A 13,434-nucleotide genomic window follows, 5' to 3' on the forward strand; every position below is an offset into this window, starting at 1 on the left:
CGGCATCCCCCACGGGCTTTTCCACCATGACCACCCAGCAACGTATCCAGCAAATCGTCACCGAACATCCCGTCGTGCTCTTCATGAAGGGCAACGCGCAATTCCCGATGTGTGGCTTCTCGGGCCGTGCCGTGCAGATCCTGAAGGCCTGCGGCGTCGACAATCTGTTCACGGTGGACGTGCTGCAAGACGAAGAAATCCGCCAGGGCGTGAAGGAATTCGCCAACTGGCCGACCATTCCCCAGCTCTACATCGGCGGCGAATTCATCGGCGGCTCGGACATCATGATGGAGATGTACCAGAGCGGCGAACTCAAGCAGGTTCTCGCCGACCTCGTGTAACACCGTCTCGATGACAGTGTCGACGGGAACGCCGCGGCCCGCGCGTCTGATCGTTGCCATGACCGGCGCGACCGGTGCAATCTACGGCGTGCGCCTGCTTGAACGGCTGCGCGCCATGGGCGGCGTCAAGACCCATCTGATCGTGTCGAGCGCAGCCTGGCTGACGCTGCGTCACGAACTTGGGCTGGAGCGTGCCGACGTGCAGGCGCTGGCCGATCAGTACCATAGCGTGCGCGAGATCGGCGCGAACATCGCCAGCGGCTCTTTCGCGACGGCGGGCATGATCGTCGCCCCCTGCTCGATGAAGACGCTCGCGAGTGTCGCGCACGGGCTCTCGGACAACCTGATCGCCCGCGCGGCCGACGTCACCTTGAAGGAGCGCCGCCGCCTTGTGCTGATGGTGCGCGAAACGCCCTTCAATCTTGCGCATCTGCGCAACATGACAGCTGTCACCGAAATGGGCGGCATCGTCTACCCGCCTCTGCCCGCGTTCTACAACCGCCCGGAATCGCTCGATGCGATGGTCGACGACACGGTCGCGCGGGTGATCGATCTGTTCGGCATTGCAGCGCCCGTCTCCACGAGTTGGGACGGTCTTGGCAAGAACACCGAAGCCTGAGTCCGCAGTGAGTGCAGTGAGTCGGCTGAGCGCCGTCGTGCGGCCGCTCGCCTCACGCCATCGCCCCAGCGCTGCAACGTGTCGAGCGCGCCTCGCCACTGCCCGGCCGCCGGCTCCGCCATCTGCGCGCACAGTTCGGGCCTGATCTCTTCGGATCGAGCAGATAACTGCGAAGTCACGGTTGACGCCAGCGTGGCCGCCGCGCCGCATGGCAGCGGCATTCGGGAAACAGCGTATGTCGTGTAGGCCCGCAACATGCGTAGTCTCAACCGAGTGCCAGCAAGACTCGCATGGACTATAGTGAAAACGCCACACTTTGCGTGCCAAGCCGCCTTCCCCGTGGTGTGACATGTTCGCGACCGGAGTTTGTCATGGAGACCGCCCTCTCGCCTGTTGTCGTCTATGCTGTCGTGACGCTCGTTTTCGTCATGCTGGTACTCGTCGTGCCGGCCGGTGCCCGTTGGCGTCAGATCGCATGGCCCGCGTCGATGCCGACGCTATCGCCACATCGCCCGGGAGATCTGCTCGGCACCCCGCGCACCCCCTACTGGCGCTCGCCGAACGAGACGCAGGACTTGCGGCGGCCGTCGTACTTTGCGACTTCGGCACGACGCGGACGTCGTCCCGCAAGCTTTCTCGCCCCACGAGATCACGAACGACGCTGAGTCGCCGCCGCGCCTCGCCTGCAAACGCCATCGCAGGTTTCCTTACGCCTTGTTACATCTGTAGTGCCGCCGTAGCACAGGCCGGCGCGCGCGCTCCGTAAAATCGGGACCACGAATCGCGCGTCAATGCGCGTCCGGACAATGCGCGCCGACAGGAAGGCAAGGAGAACGAATGAAGGGTCAATACCGGGCTGCCGCTGCGGCCATCGCGGCTATCGCAGCGATACTCGTTTCGAGCAGTGCGTTCGCACGCACCGACGTGTCGGTGAACATCGGCATTCCGGGGCCGGCTATCGTGGCGCCGGGCCCGGCCTATGCGCCGCCGGTCTACGCTGCACCAGCGCCGATGGTCATCGCGCCGCCGCCTGTGGTCTACGCACCGCGACCGCAATACTGGCGTGGCCCGCCGCCGGGTCATTGGCGTCACGATCGCGACTGGGATCGTCGCTATTACGATCGCCGCGATTGGCATCACCGCCATTAAGTCTGCGCACCGCGAATGCTGTCTCGACGGTGACACAGGTTCGCGTCGGCAGATAAGAAAAACCCCGCAAGGTAAAACCTGCGGGGCTTTTCTTATCGAGTTTTGAAAATACCTTGCTTCCTCTTCCCTTATTAGGGCGATGCGATTTCATCGCTGCTTTCTCTATCCTGTCTTCACGCTTTTACGCCACAAAACGCTTTTCACACATTAATAACGATAGCAGCACGGATGCCCATAATAACCGCCGTAATACGGCCGGGCCGGGACAACCACACACCCGGCAAGCGTGACGGCTAGCAGCGCAGCAACGACGAACTTCATGATCTGACTCCTGAAAGTGGAACGTGAATCCGTTCGCTTTCTTTTATATCGTCACGCCTATAGGAAGCCCATCACGCGTCTGTAAGTCGTGTAAGCGAAGGTTGCCAAATCGGGAATGTGTCGCACTTTGTTACGTAACATCCGGCGAATGCGGCCGTAACGTCGCGTCGGCGAGAGCTGCGGGAACTTAATAACGACAAGGGTTTCCGGCGGCCAACCGGTCTGGCACGGGGATTGCGTGGCGACAGATATCGCCCTTTCAATTGCCCCGAAGAGTGCGACTTTGAGTCAAACCTCCCCCCGTTTCAAACGCGGGGAGAGGTATTTTTCCCGCCCGTCCGATCTGTTATGCCGAGCGTTTCCGACACTGGATCGCACCAATGTCCCGCACAGGCACGCACTGGTTACGCACTTCATTTGTGTGTTTGAAGTGTATTGACGCTATAACAGCGTCGACTTCTGGCACCATTCCTCTATCTTTAAATCCTTATTTGACGCGTCTTTCGAAGCATTTTTGCGGTTCGATGCAAAAAACAACATTCGGGTAAGCACTGATCTCAAGTTGCCTTTTGCGCTGTCGTAATCGCGCCGATAGAGGACTGCGCACCAATTTTTGACTCGCGCAGCATCCCTTTTGTGACGGTCGCACGACACGCGCCGAGGCTAGCCTATAAGGGGAGAAGGTCATGGAAATCGCCACGCCTGAATTCCAAAGGGAGCCGCAGGAACCACACGCCAAAGGGGTAACGTTCGCTACCGACATCATGCAGCAGGTCGCGCTGTTGCTCGACACGGTCAATCATGCGGCAGCGGGCGATCTCCGAGATCTCGTGATGCTGCGCAACATGCTCATCTATTTCGAAACAGCCGATCAGGAGCGTGTTTTCGAGAACGTTCGCCGCACGCTTGCACCCGAAGGCGTGCTGATTGCCGGTGAATCTGAGTCGCTTGCGCGGCTCTCGACCGGCTATCGGTTTGAGCAACCGCTCATTTACCGGAATCAGGGAGCGTCAAATGGGGCCATCGCATGACATTCAGGTGTTGATGGGCGAGGTGCGCATCGGGCGCGGCGAAGACGTGCTGCGCGCCACCCTGGGCTCGTGTGTGGGCATCGGCCTGATGTGGCGATCGCGCGGGCTATATGGACTTGCCCACTGCCTGTTGCCGGAAGCGCCGAATCCAACGCTCACCATCGGTGCGAAGTACGTAACGCAAGCGGTGCCTTCGCTGCTTGCGTTGATGAAGGCCGACGGCGCACGCCGCAGCGAGATCGAAGCCGTGATCGCAGGCGGCGGCAACATGATGCCGCACCCGCCGACCGCCCGGCACGAGCTGATCGGCGTCGCCAACGCCAAGATGGCGCAGGCGTTGATTGCCGAGACCGGCATTCCGATCGTGCACCTCGAAGTTGGCGGCGAGATCGGACGGCAACTCACCATCGACTGTGCGCATCACACGTTCTATGTGCGCACAATCGGCGTCAACGGGGGCGCTGCGGTGCCGCGTCGCCCCGCGCTTCGACTCGTGGGACGGGAATCATGAACGCACGCTGGGATTTTCCTTTCTGCACCGCGACGTTATCGCGGGCGCGACGCGAGCGCCGGTCGCAGGGGTCGTATGAGCGGGATGAGAACGCAGGCGGCGTCAAACGACTTCGTGACGATGAATGTCGTGCGTAATGAAGCCCGACGTGTCGTTGGGCATCGCCAGCCATTCGGGATGCGCGAGGGTACGCCGCACGTCATCGAGACCGCTCGCCCAGTGATCAAGCATGGTAGAGAGGCCGAACTGATAGTCCTTGTAGTGCCCCTCGTACTCCTTGTTGCGATAGATCAGCTGGATGACGTTATAGCGTTTGCTGCAAGCGATGTCTTCCGCCGCGTGGCACCACGGGTCTCGCGCACGCACCTGCGCAGGCACCCGTTCGAGCACTTCGCGCAACACACGGCGATAGTGCTGCGCACGTTGCAGATTGTCGGTCACGAGACGCGTGCGGCTCGAGAACTGGATATCCTTCTGCCGGTCGGCGACATCGTTCAGATTGTCGGGCAGCGGCCCGCGCGCACTCCATAGATCGACCTGAAACACGAGCGTGTCGCGGCGCGGCGACGTACCGAGCACTTCCGAGAGCGGCGTGTTCGACACGAGCCCACCGTCCCAGAAATATTGGCCGTCGATCTCCACGGCGGGGAACCCCGGCGGCAAAGCACCGGACGCCATGAAGTGCTCCGCGCGCAGCACTTCGCGGGTGTTGTCGAAATAGACGAAGTTGCCCGTGTGCACGTTGACGGCACCAACGGACACCCGAATCTCGCGCGAATTGATACGGTCGAAGTCGACGAAGCGCTCCAGCGTGCTGCGCAACGCCGACGTGTCGTAGTAACTCGCATGTGCCGGATCGCCCATGGCGGTGGGCAGCGGTTGCGGCCAGCGCGGCGTGAAGAAACCCTTCTGGCCTTCGACCGTGGCGCGCCACGCCTGCCATGCGCTGTAGGCGATGCGCCCCGATTCGGGGCCATTGAGGATGGCCGCTTCGAGCGGCGCCGGTAGCGGCGGGAATACGGCGGGCTCGCAGATCGTGCGCCAGAACGCCTCGAGTTGCGCTACGCGACGCTCCGGCGGATTGCCCGCGATGACGGCGGTATTGAGTGCGCCGATGGAAATGCCCGCGACCCAGTTGGGTGCAATCCCGGCTTCGAACAATCCGGCATACACGCCCGCCTGATAAGCCCCAAGTGCCCCGCCACCCTGCAAAACGAGTGCGACCGTCTCGTAAGGCGGCAGATCGATGGTGCGTTTGGGGACTTTCGGCGGATTGGCCGTCATGACCGTTCTCCTGAGACTTGCTGCTGCTGACGTGGGGGCTGCGCCGGCGCGTGACATGGCCGGCGCGGGTGAAACCTTGCGCTTACTGCATGAACCAGCCGTGGCTCACCACGAACGACTGGCCCGTGAACGCGGCCGTCGGGAAGGTGGCGAGGAAGAGCGCGGTTTGCGCAACGTCGTCGACCGTGGTGAACACACCGTCGACCGTGCCGCCGAGCATGACTTTCTTGACGACATCGTCTTCCGAAATGCCCAGTTCCTTGGCCTGCTCCGGAATCTGCTTGTCGACGAGCGGCGTGCGCACGAAGCCCGGGCAGATGACGTGCGAGCGCACGTTATGCTTCGCGCCTTCCTTGGCGAGCACGCGGGCGAGTCCCAACAAGGCGTGTTTGGCCGCCACATAGGCCGACTTCAGCGGCGACGCCTCGTGCGAGTGCACCGAGCCCATGTAGATGACGATGCCGCCCCGGTCGTCCTTGTACATATGCTTGAGCGCCGCCTTGGTGGTGAGGAACGCGCCATCCACGTGAATGGCCTGCATCTTCTTCCAGTCGGAAAACGCATAGTTCTCGATGGGATTGACGATCTGGATGCCCGCGTTCGAGATCAGGATGTCGACCGAACCGAAGGTGGCGGCCACCTTGTCGATACCGCTGTTCACCGCCTCTTCGCTGGTCACGTCCATCGCCACGCCGATGGCACGGCCGCCGGCCGCCTTGATCTCTTCGGCCACGGCGTCGGCCCCCTGCTGGTTCAGATCGGCAATCGCCACGGCCGCACCGGCGCGCGCGAGCGTGAGTGCGATTTCCTTCCCGATGCCACTGGCCGCACCAGTGACCACGGCGACTTTTCCATTCAACTGATTCACTGACTGGCTCATTTGCACACTCCTGATTCGTCAAAATGGCGGGTCATGCCGCGCACTGCGCGTCGGCATGGCACGTCGAACACGGGTTGCGGACGGCAGGCCTGTTGCGGCGACCTGCCGAGCCACCGTTCAAACAGAAAAGGCGCCTTGCGGCGCCTTTTCCTGCGTTACCGCGCGATCGGCTTGTAGCGGATTCGCTTCGGTTTTGCTCCCTCCTCGCCGAGGCGTTTCTTCTTGTCCGCCTCGTACTCCTGATAGTTGCCGGGGAAGAACTCGACGTGCGAGTCGCCTTCGAAGGCCAGAATATGCGTGGCGATACGGTCGAGGAACCAGCGATCGTGCGAGATGACCATCACACAACCGGCGAACTCGAGCAGCGCGTCCTCGAGTGCACGCAAGGTTTCGACGTCCAGATCGTTCGACGGTTCATCGAGCAGCAACACGTTGCCGCCGGAGATCAGCGTCTTGGCCATATGCAAACGGCCACGCTCGCCGCCCGAGAGCGAACCAACCTGCTTCTGCTGGTCCGAGCCCTTGAAGTTGAAGCGGCCGATATAGGCGCGCGACGGCGTTTCGTACTTGCCCACCGTCAGCACGTCGGCACCGCCCGAGATCTCTTCGAACACGGTCTTGCTGCCGTCCAGCGCGTCGCGGCTCTGGTCGACGTAAGCCATCTTGACCGTCGGCCCGACCTTGATCTCGCCGCTGTCCGGTTGCTCGCGGCCCGTGAGCATCTTGAAGAAAGTCGACTTACCGGCACCGTTCGGGCCGATGATGCCGACGATCGCGCCCGGCGGCACGGTGAAGCTCAGGTCGTCGATCAGCAAACGGTCGCCGAAGGCCTTCGACACGTTCTTGAACTCGACGACTTCGTTGCCCAGGCGCTCACCCACCGGGATGAAGATTTCCTGGGTTTCGTTGCGCTTCTGATATTCCTGGCTGTTGAGTTCGTCGAAACGGGCAAGACGCGCCTTCGACTTCGCCTGGCGGCCCTTCGGATTCTGGCGCACCCACTCCAGTTCCTTCTTGAGCGCCTTCTGACGGGCCGACTCGGTCGACTCTTCCTGCTTCAGGCGCTGCTCCTTCTGGTCGAGCCAGGAGCTGTAGTTGCCCTTCCAGGGAATGCCGTGACCGCGGTCGAGTTCGAGAATCCACTCGGCGGCGTTGTCGAGGAAGTAGCGATCGTGGGTGACGGCCACCACGGTGCCCGGGAAGCGCGTGAGAAATTGTTCGAGCCAGTCGACCGATTCGGCGTCCAGGTGGTTGGTCGGTTCGTCGAGCAAGAGCATGTCCGGCTTCGAGAGCAGCAGACGGGCCAATGCCACACGACGCTTTTCACCGCCCGAGAGCACGCCGATCTTGGCGTCCCAAGGCGGCAGGCGCAGCGCATCGGCGGCGACTTCCAGCGTTTGCTCGATGTTGTTGCCGTCGCTCGCGGCGAGAATCGCTTCGTACTTGGCTTGCTCGGCGGCAAGCGCATCGAAGTCGGCGTCCGGCTCGGCGTATGCCGCATAGATCCCGTCGAGCTTCGTGCGCGCTTCGAACACTTCGCCCATGCCGCCTTCCACGGCTTCACGCACCGTCTGTTCCGGATCGAGTTGCGGCTCCTGCGGCAGATAACCGATATTCAGGTTCGCCATCGGGATCGCTTCACCCTCGATCTCCTTGTCCACGCCCGCCATGATCTTGAGCAGCGTCGATTTGCCCGAACCGTTCAGGCCCAGCACGCCGATCTTGGCGCCCGGGAAGAACGACAGAGAGATGTCCTTGAGGATGTGACGCTTGGGCGGCACGATCTTGCCCACGCGGTTCATGCTGAATACGTACTGTGCCATTCGGCTTTCCTGATCCTGAAACGGTTATGACGGCTCGAAGGCGAGCGCCAGATAGCGGCAAGTTTAACAAAGCGCGGCGTCAGGCGCGTCGATGACGAGGTCGGCACGCGCGTGCGCGCAGCACGGCAGCAGCCAGCCCTGCCCCTTCTCTTCACGCGACAACCCTGGCCATTCGATGCGGTAGACCACCGGCGCTGGCTCGCCGCCGGTTTGCGCCTGACACAGACATGCGCGGCAGGTGCCGTTGCGGCATAGGCTCGGCAGCTTGAAACCGGCGGCTTGCGCCGCGAGCAGAATCGGCCTACCGGCCGGGGCGTCGAACTGCCAGCCCGACGGCATGAGCGTGACGCGGTAAGGCGCCGGCTCGGGCGTTTCGATAGGTGGGGCGACGGGGCCGGGGGAAGCGCTGTCCAAAAGATACGGGTTCGGAAGTGATCGGGAGGGTGCACGGCGCATCTTGCGCCAACGCGCTACCATACCTCGTTCCAGCGGCTTTTTGTCGCGTCCCCGAGCCCGCCTGCGGCCCTCACCTCCGAATACCGTCACCCATGTCCGCTGCCCCCAAGGATTCTGCCGTTTCCGGCGACGCCGATGGCCATGCCGTGCCCGCCCGCCTCGTCAATACGACCGGGCTGGAAGCCGCCCTGCACGCGTTCGCCGACGCGCGCGACTGGCATCGATACCACACGCCGAAGAACCTTGCGATGGCGTTATCCGTCGAAGTGGCGGAGCTGGTCGAGATATTCCAGTGGCAGACGGATGCCGAGGCCAAGGCCGTCATGCAGACGAGCGAGGCACGGCACGTCGAGCAGGAACTGGCGGATATCGCCATGTATCTCGTGCGGCTGTCGTCGGTTCTGGGCGTCGATCTGAACCGCGCCGTGTCCGAGAAACTCGTGATGAACGCGCAGAAGTACCCGGCGCCGCAAAGGTAATGCCTCGCCTGCCCTTGCAATTGCGCCCCGCGCCCGCATAACGGCCACATCCGCCCCGAACTCCTATCAGACAACGCTATGTCGCAACCTTTACACGCCTCGCAGGTATCGCAGCCGCCGTCCGGTGGCGCTCACGCGCACGGCAAGTCGTCGCGGCGCACATTACCCGCACGTCCTCGCTGGTTGATGCTCGCCATCATCGCGCTATTGCATGCGTACATCGGCTGGCGCCTGCTCCCGCCGCTATCGATGGCGCTCGGCTGGAAGATGCTGGGCGGCATGTGGCTCGTCGCCTCGACCGTCCTGATCCCGCTGGGCCTGATGAGCCGTGCCATCCAGCGAGAGCCGCTCGCGACATTGCTGACATGGGCCGGCATGACGGCCATCGGCGTCTTCTCTACGCTATTCGTCCTCACGCTGCTGCGCGATGTCGTGCTGGGCGTGGCGATGGCCCTCTCGGCACTCGACGCACAGCTCGTCACCCGTTCCGCAGTCATCGTGCTGGGGCTCACTGCGTTGTCCACCCTGCTGGGCTTCTACAACGCGCGACGCCTTGCGCGCGTGGTCGACGTCGACGTTCCCATCGCAAACCTGCCGCCCGAACTCAAGGGTTTCACCATCGTGCAGTTGAGCGACATTCACGTCAGCTCGACGATTCGACGCCGTTACATCACGGCCATCGTCGAAGCCACCAACGAACTCAAGCCGGATCTCGTCGCCATCACCGGCGATCTGGTCGACGGCGGTGTTCCCGCCTTGCGCGAACACATTGCGCCACTCGCCCAACTCACCTCGCGCCACGGCACCTATGTGTGCACGGGCAACCATGAGTACTACTCGGGCGCGCCCGCCTGGGTCGAAGAGTTGCGGCGCATCGGCCTGACCGTGCTCGAAAACGAACACGTGGTGCTCGACCATGAAGGCGCGTCGCTCACGGTGGCGGGCGTGACGGACTTCACCGCCCATCATTTCGACCCAGAAAAACGCAGCGACCCGCTCGCTGCCGTGGCCGGCGCCCCCGAGGGGGTGCCCCGCCTGTTGCTCGCGCATCAGCCACGCAGTGCGTCGGCGGCACAGGAAGCCGGCTTCGATCTGCAACTCTCCGGACACACACACGGCGGACAATTCTGGCCGTGGATGTACTTCGTGCCGCTGCAACAGCCGTATGTGCACGGCCTGCACCGGCTCGGCCGTCTGGCGATCTATGTCAGCCGGGGCACGGGCTATTGGGGACCACCCAAGCGGTTCGGTGCGCCCTCGGAGATCACGCGCCTGCGTCTGGTGCCCGGCACGGCGTGAGTGGCAACGTCGCATTCACGAATATGGGCGAGGGCGACCGTCGCGCGATGACGCTACAATCGCCCAGCCCCGAAAGCCCGTCTTTCGCTTTCTCGTACCCGTTCTCCCGCTGCTCGCCGCCATGAAGTCACTCCTGCCCAGTACCTCGCTCGAAACCGTTGTCGTCCGTTTGCGCGGCAAGATTCAGGGTGTCGGCTATCGTCAGGCAGCGGTGCGTGAGGGTCACCTGATCGGCGTGCGCGGCTGGGTGCAGGCCCTGCCCGAAGGCGATATTCTCGCCACGGTGCAAGGCACGCCCGACCAGGTCGACAAGATGCTCGAATGGATGCGGCACGGACCGCCCGGCGCGCGCGTGACGGAGTTCGAGAGCGAAGTGGAATACACCGGCCGCCGTTTCGACCGCTTCGAACAGCTCTGACATGAAAACACCCACGCCCAGCACTCGTCAGGCCATCGACAGCGACGCGCCGCGCATCGTCGCACTGCTCGCGCAACTGGGCTACGACACGCCCCTGGACATCGTTCGGCGGAATATTGCCCTGTCAGCGGCAAATGGCGACGACGCAGCCTTCGTCGCTATCGACGAGAACGGTCAGATCGTGGGATGCATGGGTTTGCACGCACTCACCATGTTTCATCTGGCGGGGCGGCTGGGGCGCATTACGGCGCTGGTGGTGGAGGAGAATGTGCGAGGCTCGGGCGTCGGGCACGCGCTGATGGCGGCCGCTCACGCATGGTTCAACGAGCGGGGATGCGAGAAATTCGAAGTGACGAGCAGCGACCACCGGGTCGCCGCACATCGCTTCTATGCGCGGCATGGCTATGCCCGCGATGGGCAACGACTTGCGCGCAAAAGCCAGACGTCTTCGCTGACTTAATTCTTGTGACGGTAGTTGATGCGGCCCTTGCTCAGGTCATAGGGCGACATTTCCAGCGTCACGCGGTCACCCGCCAGAATGCGGATGCGGTTCTTCTGCATGCGGCCGCTCGCATATGCCATCACTTCCACGCCGTTTTCGAGCGTGACGCGAAAGCGATTGTCCGGCAGCACATCCGAGACGTGTCCGCTGAATTCGATCAGTTCTTCCTTGGCCAATATCGTGTCCTCTTGAGGGTGCCGCTCGCGAGGGCGCAGCACCGGTGTTACTGAAGGTTCGTTCGCCAATACCTTCGCCGCACCCTGTCTTTGACGGAGTGCACATCGAACGCCAAAAGGAGCCTACCCAGTGGACCGGCCATGAAGGCATGACGGCGCACCGAAAAGCGGCGATGGTTCGAAGGAGCAAGGCACATTGCGGCAGTGCCACAATGACGAGCAGTGCGTGTCGGGAGGGCGAAGACCGTGGGGTCCGCGTCATCGGCACAGCGAGTGATCCGGCTCGCAGGACATGGCTGTCAGCGGCGCCGATAAAGCATTTCGCGATCGTCAGGCGATGATCGGCGAATTTTCGCCGATCCCGCTAGGATACGCCTTTCTACATCGCTCGTGGGAAAAATATAACGACGACAAGCCCTTTTGGAGGCTTTTGCCGTGTATTCGTGGCGCAATGCATCAATGAAGCCGCCCGACAGCGCCCGCGCCGGTCTGCCGCTGCAGAATTCACTCGGGGACAATGCCAACATGACGCGCGACGCGCGCTCAACTATGCTGTAGGTATCCGTAGCCCGCAGGAGGAAGACCATGAAAACAGTCGCTCAGATCCTGAAGTCCAAATCGGCCGACACGGTGTACCAGGTGCGCCCGACCGATTCGGTCCTCGATGCCTTGACCCTGATGGCCGAAGCGCGGATCGGCGCGGTACTGGTCAGTGACGACGATGGCAAAATCGTCGGCATCTTCACCGAACGCGATTACGCCCGTAAGGTGGCGCTCATGGGGCGCACCTCGGTCAATACGCCGGTGCGCGACGTGATGACCTCTGCCGTACGCTACGTGAGCCCCGATCAGACCAACGAGGAATGCATGTCGCTGATGACGGAACACCGCATTCGTCACCTGCCTGTCATGAAAGACGGCGAACTGGTCGGCTTGCTGTCCATTGGCGATCTGGTCAAGACCATCATCACGGAACAGCAGTTCACCATCGATCAGCTCGAGACTTACATTATGGGCGGGGGCGCCGCACTGGTAGGCCGCACACCGCCGCGCCCCAGCTAAGCTAGTACTCACTACCGCCATTCTTGCCACCCAGCATTGCATCGCATTAAAACCGGCAGCGTAATCAGGGGCACGGCGCTTCATTCGAAGCGCCGTTTTTTCGAGCACGCGACGCAAAGTGCCGAGGCGGGCCTGCTCCACGCCAAGGGGTATGCCAAAATGCGAACACCCCTCCCGGTTTTCGACAGCATTCATGCCTCCCCTTGTCGCCTACATCCCTTAGCTCACCCGATCCGGCCTTCGCACGTCACGCGCTATCGATCACCAGGCGCCTGTCGTCCCGCCCCCTTGGCGCGCGTTTGCCGCGCAGCATCTGGTGGGTTGCGATTGCGGTACTGGCGCTGCATTGGCTGGTGTGGATCGCCACACCCGTACCGCTCACCGACTTCGGCGACAAATCATCCGAGCGCACGGCCATGCAGGTCACCATCATCACACCACCGGCCCCACGGCGTTCGGCGCTTCAGCCCCCCATTCCCACCGAATCGCCACATGAGAACAGGACAACGCCCACAGTGCGTGTTCCGGCGCCATCGCCGGAGCCACGACTGACCTCGCCGTCTGCAAAGCCCGCCGAGATGCGGGCATCACCTCCCGCGGCATTGAGCGCCCCAGCCCCCGCCCTTGACTGGCGCGCGGACGTTGCGCGGGAAGCTGGCACACAAGCGGCATCGAAAGCCTCGTCGCCGGTCGCAAGTGCCGAACGCGCGATCACCGAGCAGTCGCAACGCGCCGCGCCACACGACACGCCCCCGGCGCAGGGCAGCGTGGCGCAACGCGCCTTCGAGCGCGAATTCGGGCCAGGTCAGGCGGCGGTGAGCGGCCCCAAGGCCACGCGCGAGGGCGGCAATCCGTTAGGTACCCGGGAGTGTATCGAGATGAATGGGAAGAAGACATGCTCGCGCCAGCGCAATTTGGCAAACGACATCGACCCATTCATGAAGCGCGAGCGCGTGTTCGCGCCCGAGATCGGCTCGCGCTGATTGACGGACATCCATTTCACGGCGCCCGCCGCACGATGCCGGCAGGCGCCGTTGCAGCGCCGCCGCTTGCCCCGCTCGCAGGCAGGCAATGCTCAGAAGC

17 protein-coding genes are annotated in these 13,434 nt (G+C 62.9%); 12 read left to right on the forward strand and 5 right to left on the reverse strand.

What is annotated here, in order from left to right:
* The first annotated feature begins 26 nt into the window (after positions 1–26).
* The 6 genes from grxD (at position 27) to PHO31112_RS14540 (ending at position 3,972) form a co-directional block, all read left to right on the forward strand.
* A complete protein-coding gene (grxD, locus tag PHO31112_RS14515; RefSeq protein ID WP_150621164.1) occupies positions 27–341 on the forward strand; it encodes a Grx4 family monothiol glutaredoxin in 315 nt (104 codons plus the stop codon).
* 10 nt (positions 342–351) lie between these two features.
* On the forward strand, positions 352–960 hold the full coding sequence (locus PHO31112_RS14520) for a UbiX family flavin prenyltransferase (RefSeq protein ID WP_150621165.1): 609 nt from the start codon (positions 352–354) through the stop codon (positions 958–960).
* A gap of 371 nt (positions 961–1,331) precedes the next feature.
* Complete coding sequence (locus tag PHO31112_RS14525) at positions 1,332–1,625, forward strand: hypothetical protein (RefSeq protein ID WP_150621166.1); 294 nt, start codon at positions 1,332–1,334, stop codon at positions 1,623–1,625.
* Between the two features lie 172 nt (positions 1,626–1,797).
* A complete protein-coding gene (locus PHO31112_RS14530; protein ID WP_150621167.1) occupies positions 1,798–2,109 on the forward strand; it encodes a hypothetical protein in 312 nt (103 codons plus the stop codon).
* 1,007 nt (positions 2,110–3,116) lie between these two features.
* Positions 3,117–3,461, forward strand: coding sequence for a CheR family methyltransferase (locus PHO31112_RS27655; protein ID WP_150621168.1), 345 nt, complete (start codon positions 3,117–3,119; stop codon positions 3,459–3,461).
* A complete protein-coding gene (locus PHO31112_RS14540) occupies positions 3,445–3,972 on the forward strand; it encodes a chemotaxis protein CheD (protein WP_150621169.1) in 528 nt (175 codons plus the stop codon). Before PHO31112_RS27655 ends, PHO31112_RS14540 begins: the two co-directional genes overlap by 17 nt.
* 102 nt (positions 3,973–4,074) lie before the next feature.
* Here PHO31112_RS14540 and PHO31112_RS14545 read toward each other — a convergent pair whose 3' ends face one another.
* The 4 genes from PHO31112_RS14545 to PHO31112_RS14560 form a co-directional block, all read right to left on the reverse strand.
* Complete coding sequence (locus PHO31112_RS14545; protein WP_150621170.1) at positions 4,075–5,256, reverse strand: DUF3734 domain-containing protein; 1,182 nt, start codon at positions 5,254–5,256, stop codon at positions 4,075–4,077.
* 82 nt (positions 5,257–5,338) lie between these two features.
* Positions 5,339–6,136: a 3-hydroxybutyrate dehydrogenase gene (locus PHO31112_RS14550; protein WP_150621171.1), complete on the reverse strand. Its 798-nt coding sequence runs from the start codon at positions 6,134–6,136 to the stop codon at positions 5,339–5,341.
* A gap of 155 nt (positions 6,137–6,291) precedes the next feature.
* On the reverse strand, positions 6,292–7,959 hold the full coding sequence (gene ettA / locus PHO31112_RS14555; protein WP_150621172.1) for an energy-dependent translational throttle protein EttA: 1,668 nt from the start codon (positions 7,957–7,959) through the stop codon (positions 6,292–6,294).
* 63 nt (positions 7,960–8,022) lie between these two features.
* Positions 8,023–8,436: a 2Fe-2S iron-sulfur cluster-binding protein gene (locus PHO31112_RS14560; RefSeq protein WP_343042746.1), complete on the reverse strand. Its 414-nt coding sequence runs from the start codon at positions 8,434–8,436 to the stop codon at positions 8,023–8,025.
* 71 nt (positions 8,437–8,507) lie between these two features.
* On the opposite strand from PHO31112_RS14560, the gene PHO31112_RS14565 reads away from it, so the two are divergent.
* The 4 genes from PHO31112_RS14565 to PHO31112_RS14580 all read left to right on the forward strand — a co-directional run bounded on the left by PHO31112_RS14565 (position 8,508) and on the right by PHO31112_RS14580 (position 11,071).
* Positions 8,508–8,894: a nucleotide pyrophosphohydrolase gene (locus PHO31112_RS14565; RefSeq protein ID WP_150621173.1), complete on the forward strand. Its 387-nt coding sequence runs from the start codon at positions 8,508–8,510 to the stop codon at positions 8,892–8,894.
* Between the two features lie 186 nt (positions 8,895–9,080).
* Positions 9,081–10,193, forward strand: coding sequence for a metallophosphoesterase (locus PHO31112_RS14570; RefSeq protein ID WP_150621290.1), 1,113 nt, complete (start codon positions 9,081–9,083; stop codon positions 10,191–10,193).
* A gap of 121 nt (positions 10,194–10,314) precedes the next feature.
* Entirely contained in the window at positions 10,315–10,611 is a 297-nt protein-coding gene (locus PHO31112_RS14575; protein ID WP_150585301.1) for an acylphosphatase, read from the forward strand.
* Position 10,612: 1 nt separating this feature from the next.
* The gene (locus PHO31112_RS14580) at positions 10,613–11,071 is read left to right on the forward strand and encodes a GNAT family N-acetyltransferase (RefSeq protein ID WP_150621174.1); all 459 of its coding nucleotides are present in this window, start codon (positions 10,613–10,615) and stop codon (positions 11,069–11,071) included.
* Here the strand turns inward: PHO31112_RS14580 and infA are convergent.
* A complete protein-coding gene (gene infA / locus PHO31112_RS14585) occupies positions 11,068–11,289 on the reverse strand; it encodes a translation initiation factor IF-1 (RefSeq protein ID WP_010808709.1) in 222 nt (73 codons plus the stop codon). The genes PHO31112_RS14580 and infA overlap by 4 nt on opposite strands.
* A gap of 585 nt (positions 11,290–11,874) precedes the next feature.
* Between infA and PHO31112_RS14590 the strand changes: the two genes are divergently transcribed.
* Together PHO31112_RS14590 and PHO31112_RS14595 are read left to right on the forward strand one after the other, a co-directional pair.
* The gene (locus tag PHO31112_RS14590; RefSeq protein ID WP_010808710.1) at positions 11,875–12,351 is read left to right on the forward strand and encodes a CBS domain-containing protein; all 477 of its coding nucleotides are present in this window, start codon (positions 11,875–11,877) and stop codon (positions 12,349–12,351) included.
* Between the two features lie 203 nt (positions 12,352–12,554).
* The gene (locus PHO31112_RS14595; RefSeq protein ID WP_150621175.1) at positions 12,555–13,334 is read left to right on the forward strand and encodes a hypothetical protein; all 780 of its coding nucleotides are present in this window, start codon (positions 12,555–12,557) and stop codon (positions 13,332–13,334) included.
* The last annotated feature ends 100 nt before the right edge of the window (positions 13,335–13,434 follow it).

This window comes from Pandoraea horticolens (assembly GCF_902459555.1).
Taxonomy (GTDB): Bacteria; Pseudomonadota; Gammaproteobacteria; order Burkholderiales; family Burkholderiaceae; genus Pandoraea; species Pandoraea horticolens.

What these genes read in the sequence shown, in the direction of transcription:
- PHO31112_RS14530 (WP_150621167.1), top strand. Translation starts at nt 1,798, where the DNA reads ATGAAGGGTCAATACCGGGCTGCCGCTGCGGCCATCGCGGCTATCGCA.
- PHO31112_RS14520 (WP_150621165.1), top strand. Translation starts at nt 352, where the DNA reads ATGACAGTGTCGACGGGAACGCCGCGGCCCGCGCGTCTGATCGTTGCC.
- PHO31112_RS14550 (WP_150621171.1), bottom strand. Translation starts at nt 6,136, where the DNA reads ATGAGCCAGTCAGTGAATCAGTTGAATGGAAAAGTCGCCGTGGTCACT.
- PHO31112_RS14565 (WP_150621173.1), top strand. Translation starts at nt 8,508, where the DNA reads ATGTCCGCTGCCCCCAAGGATTCTGCCGTTTCCGGCGACGCCGATGGC.
- PHO31112_RS14545 (WP_150621170.1), bottom strand. Translation starts at nt 5,256, where the DNA reads ATGACGGCCAATCCGCCGAAAGTCCCCAAACGCACCATCGATCTGCCG.
- PHO31112_RS14560 (WP_343042746.1), bottom strand. Translation starts at nt 8,436, where the DNA reads ATGGTAGCGCGTTGGCGCAAGATGCGCCGTGCACCCTCCCGATCACTT.
- PHO31112_RS14575 (WP_150585301.1), top strand. Translation starts at nt 10,315, where the DNA reads ATGAAGTCACTCCTGCCCAGTACCTCGCTCGAAACCGTTGTCGTCCGT.
- PHO31112_RS14540 (WP_150621169.1), top strand. Translation starts at nt 3,445, where the DNA reads ATGGGGCCATCGCATGACATTCAGGTGTTGATGGGCGAGGTGCGCATC.
- PHO31112_RS14570 (WP_150621290.1), top strand. Translation starts at nt 9,081, where the DNA reads ATGCTCGCCATCATCGCGCTATTGCATGCGTACATCGGCTGGCGCCTG.
- PHO31112_RS14525 (WP_150621166.1), top strand. Translation starts at nt 1,332, where the DNA reads ATGGAGACCGCCCTCTCGCCTGTTGTCGTCTATGCTGTCGTGACGCTC.
- PHO31112_RS14590 (WP_010808710.1), top strand. Translation starts at nt 11,875, where the DNA reads ATGAAAACAGTCGCTCAGATCCTGAAGTCCAAATCGGCCGACACGGTG.
- PHO31112_RS14580 (WP_150621174.1), top strand. Translation starts at nt 10,613, where the DNA reads ATGAAAACACCCACGCCCAGCACTCGTCAGGCCATCGACAGCGACGCG.
- grxD (WP_150621164.1), top strand. Translation starts at nt 27, where the DNA reads ATGACCACCCAGCAACGTATCCAGCAAATCGTCACCGAACATCCCGTC.
- ettA (WP_150621172.1), bottom strand. Translation starts at nt 7,959, where the DNA reads ATGGCACAGTACGTATTCAGCATGAACCGCGTGGGCAAGATCGTGCCG.
- PHO31112_RS27655 (WP_150621168.1), top strand. Translation starts at nt 3,117, where the DNA reads ATGGAAATCGCCACGCCTGAATTCCAAAGGGAGCCGCAGGAACCACAC.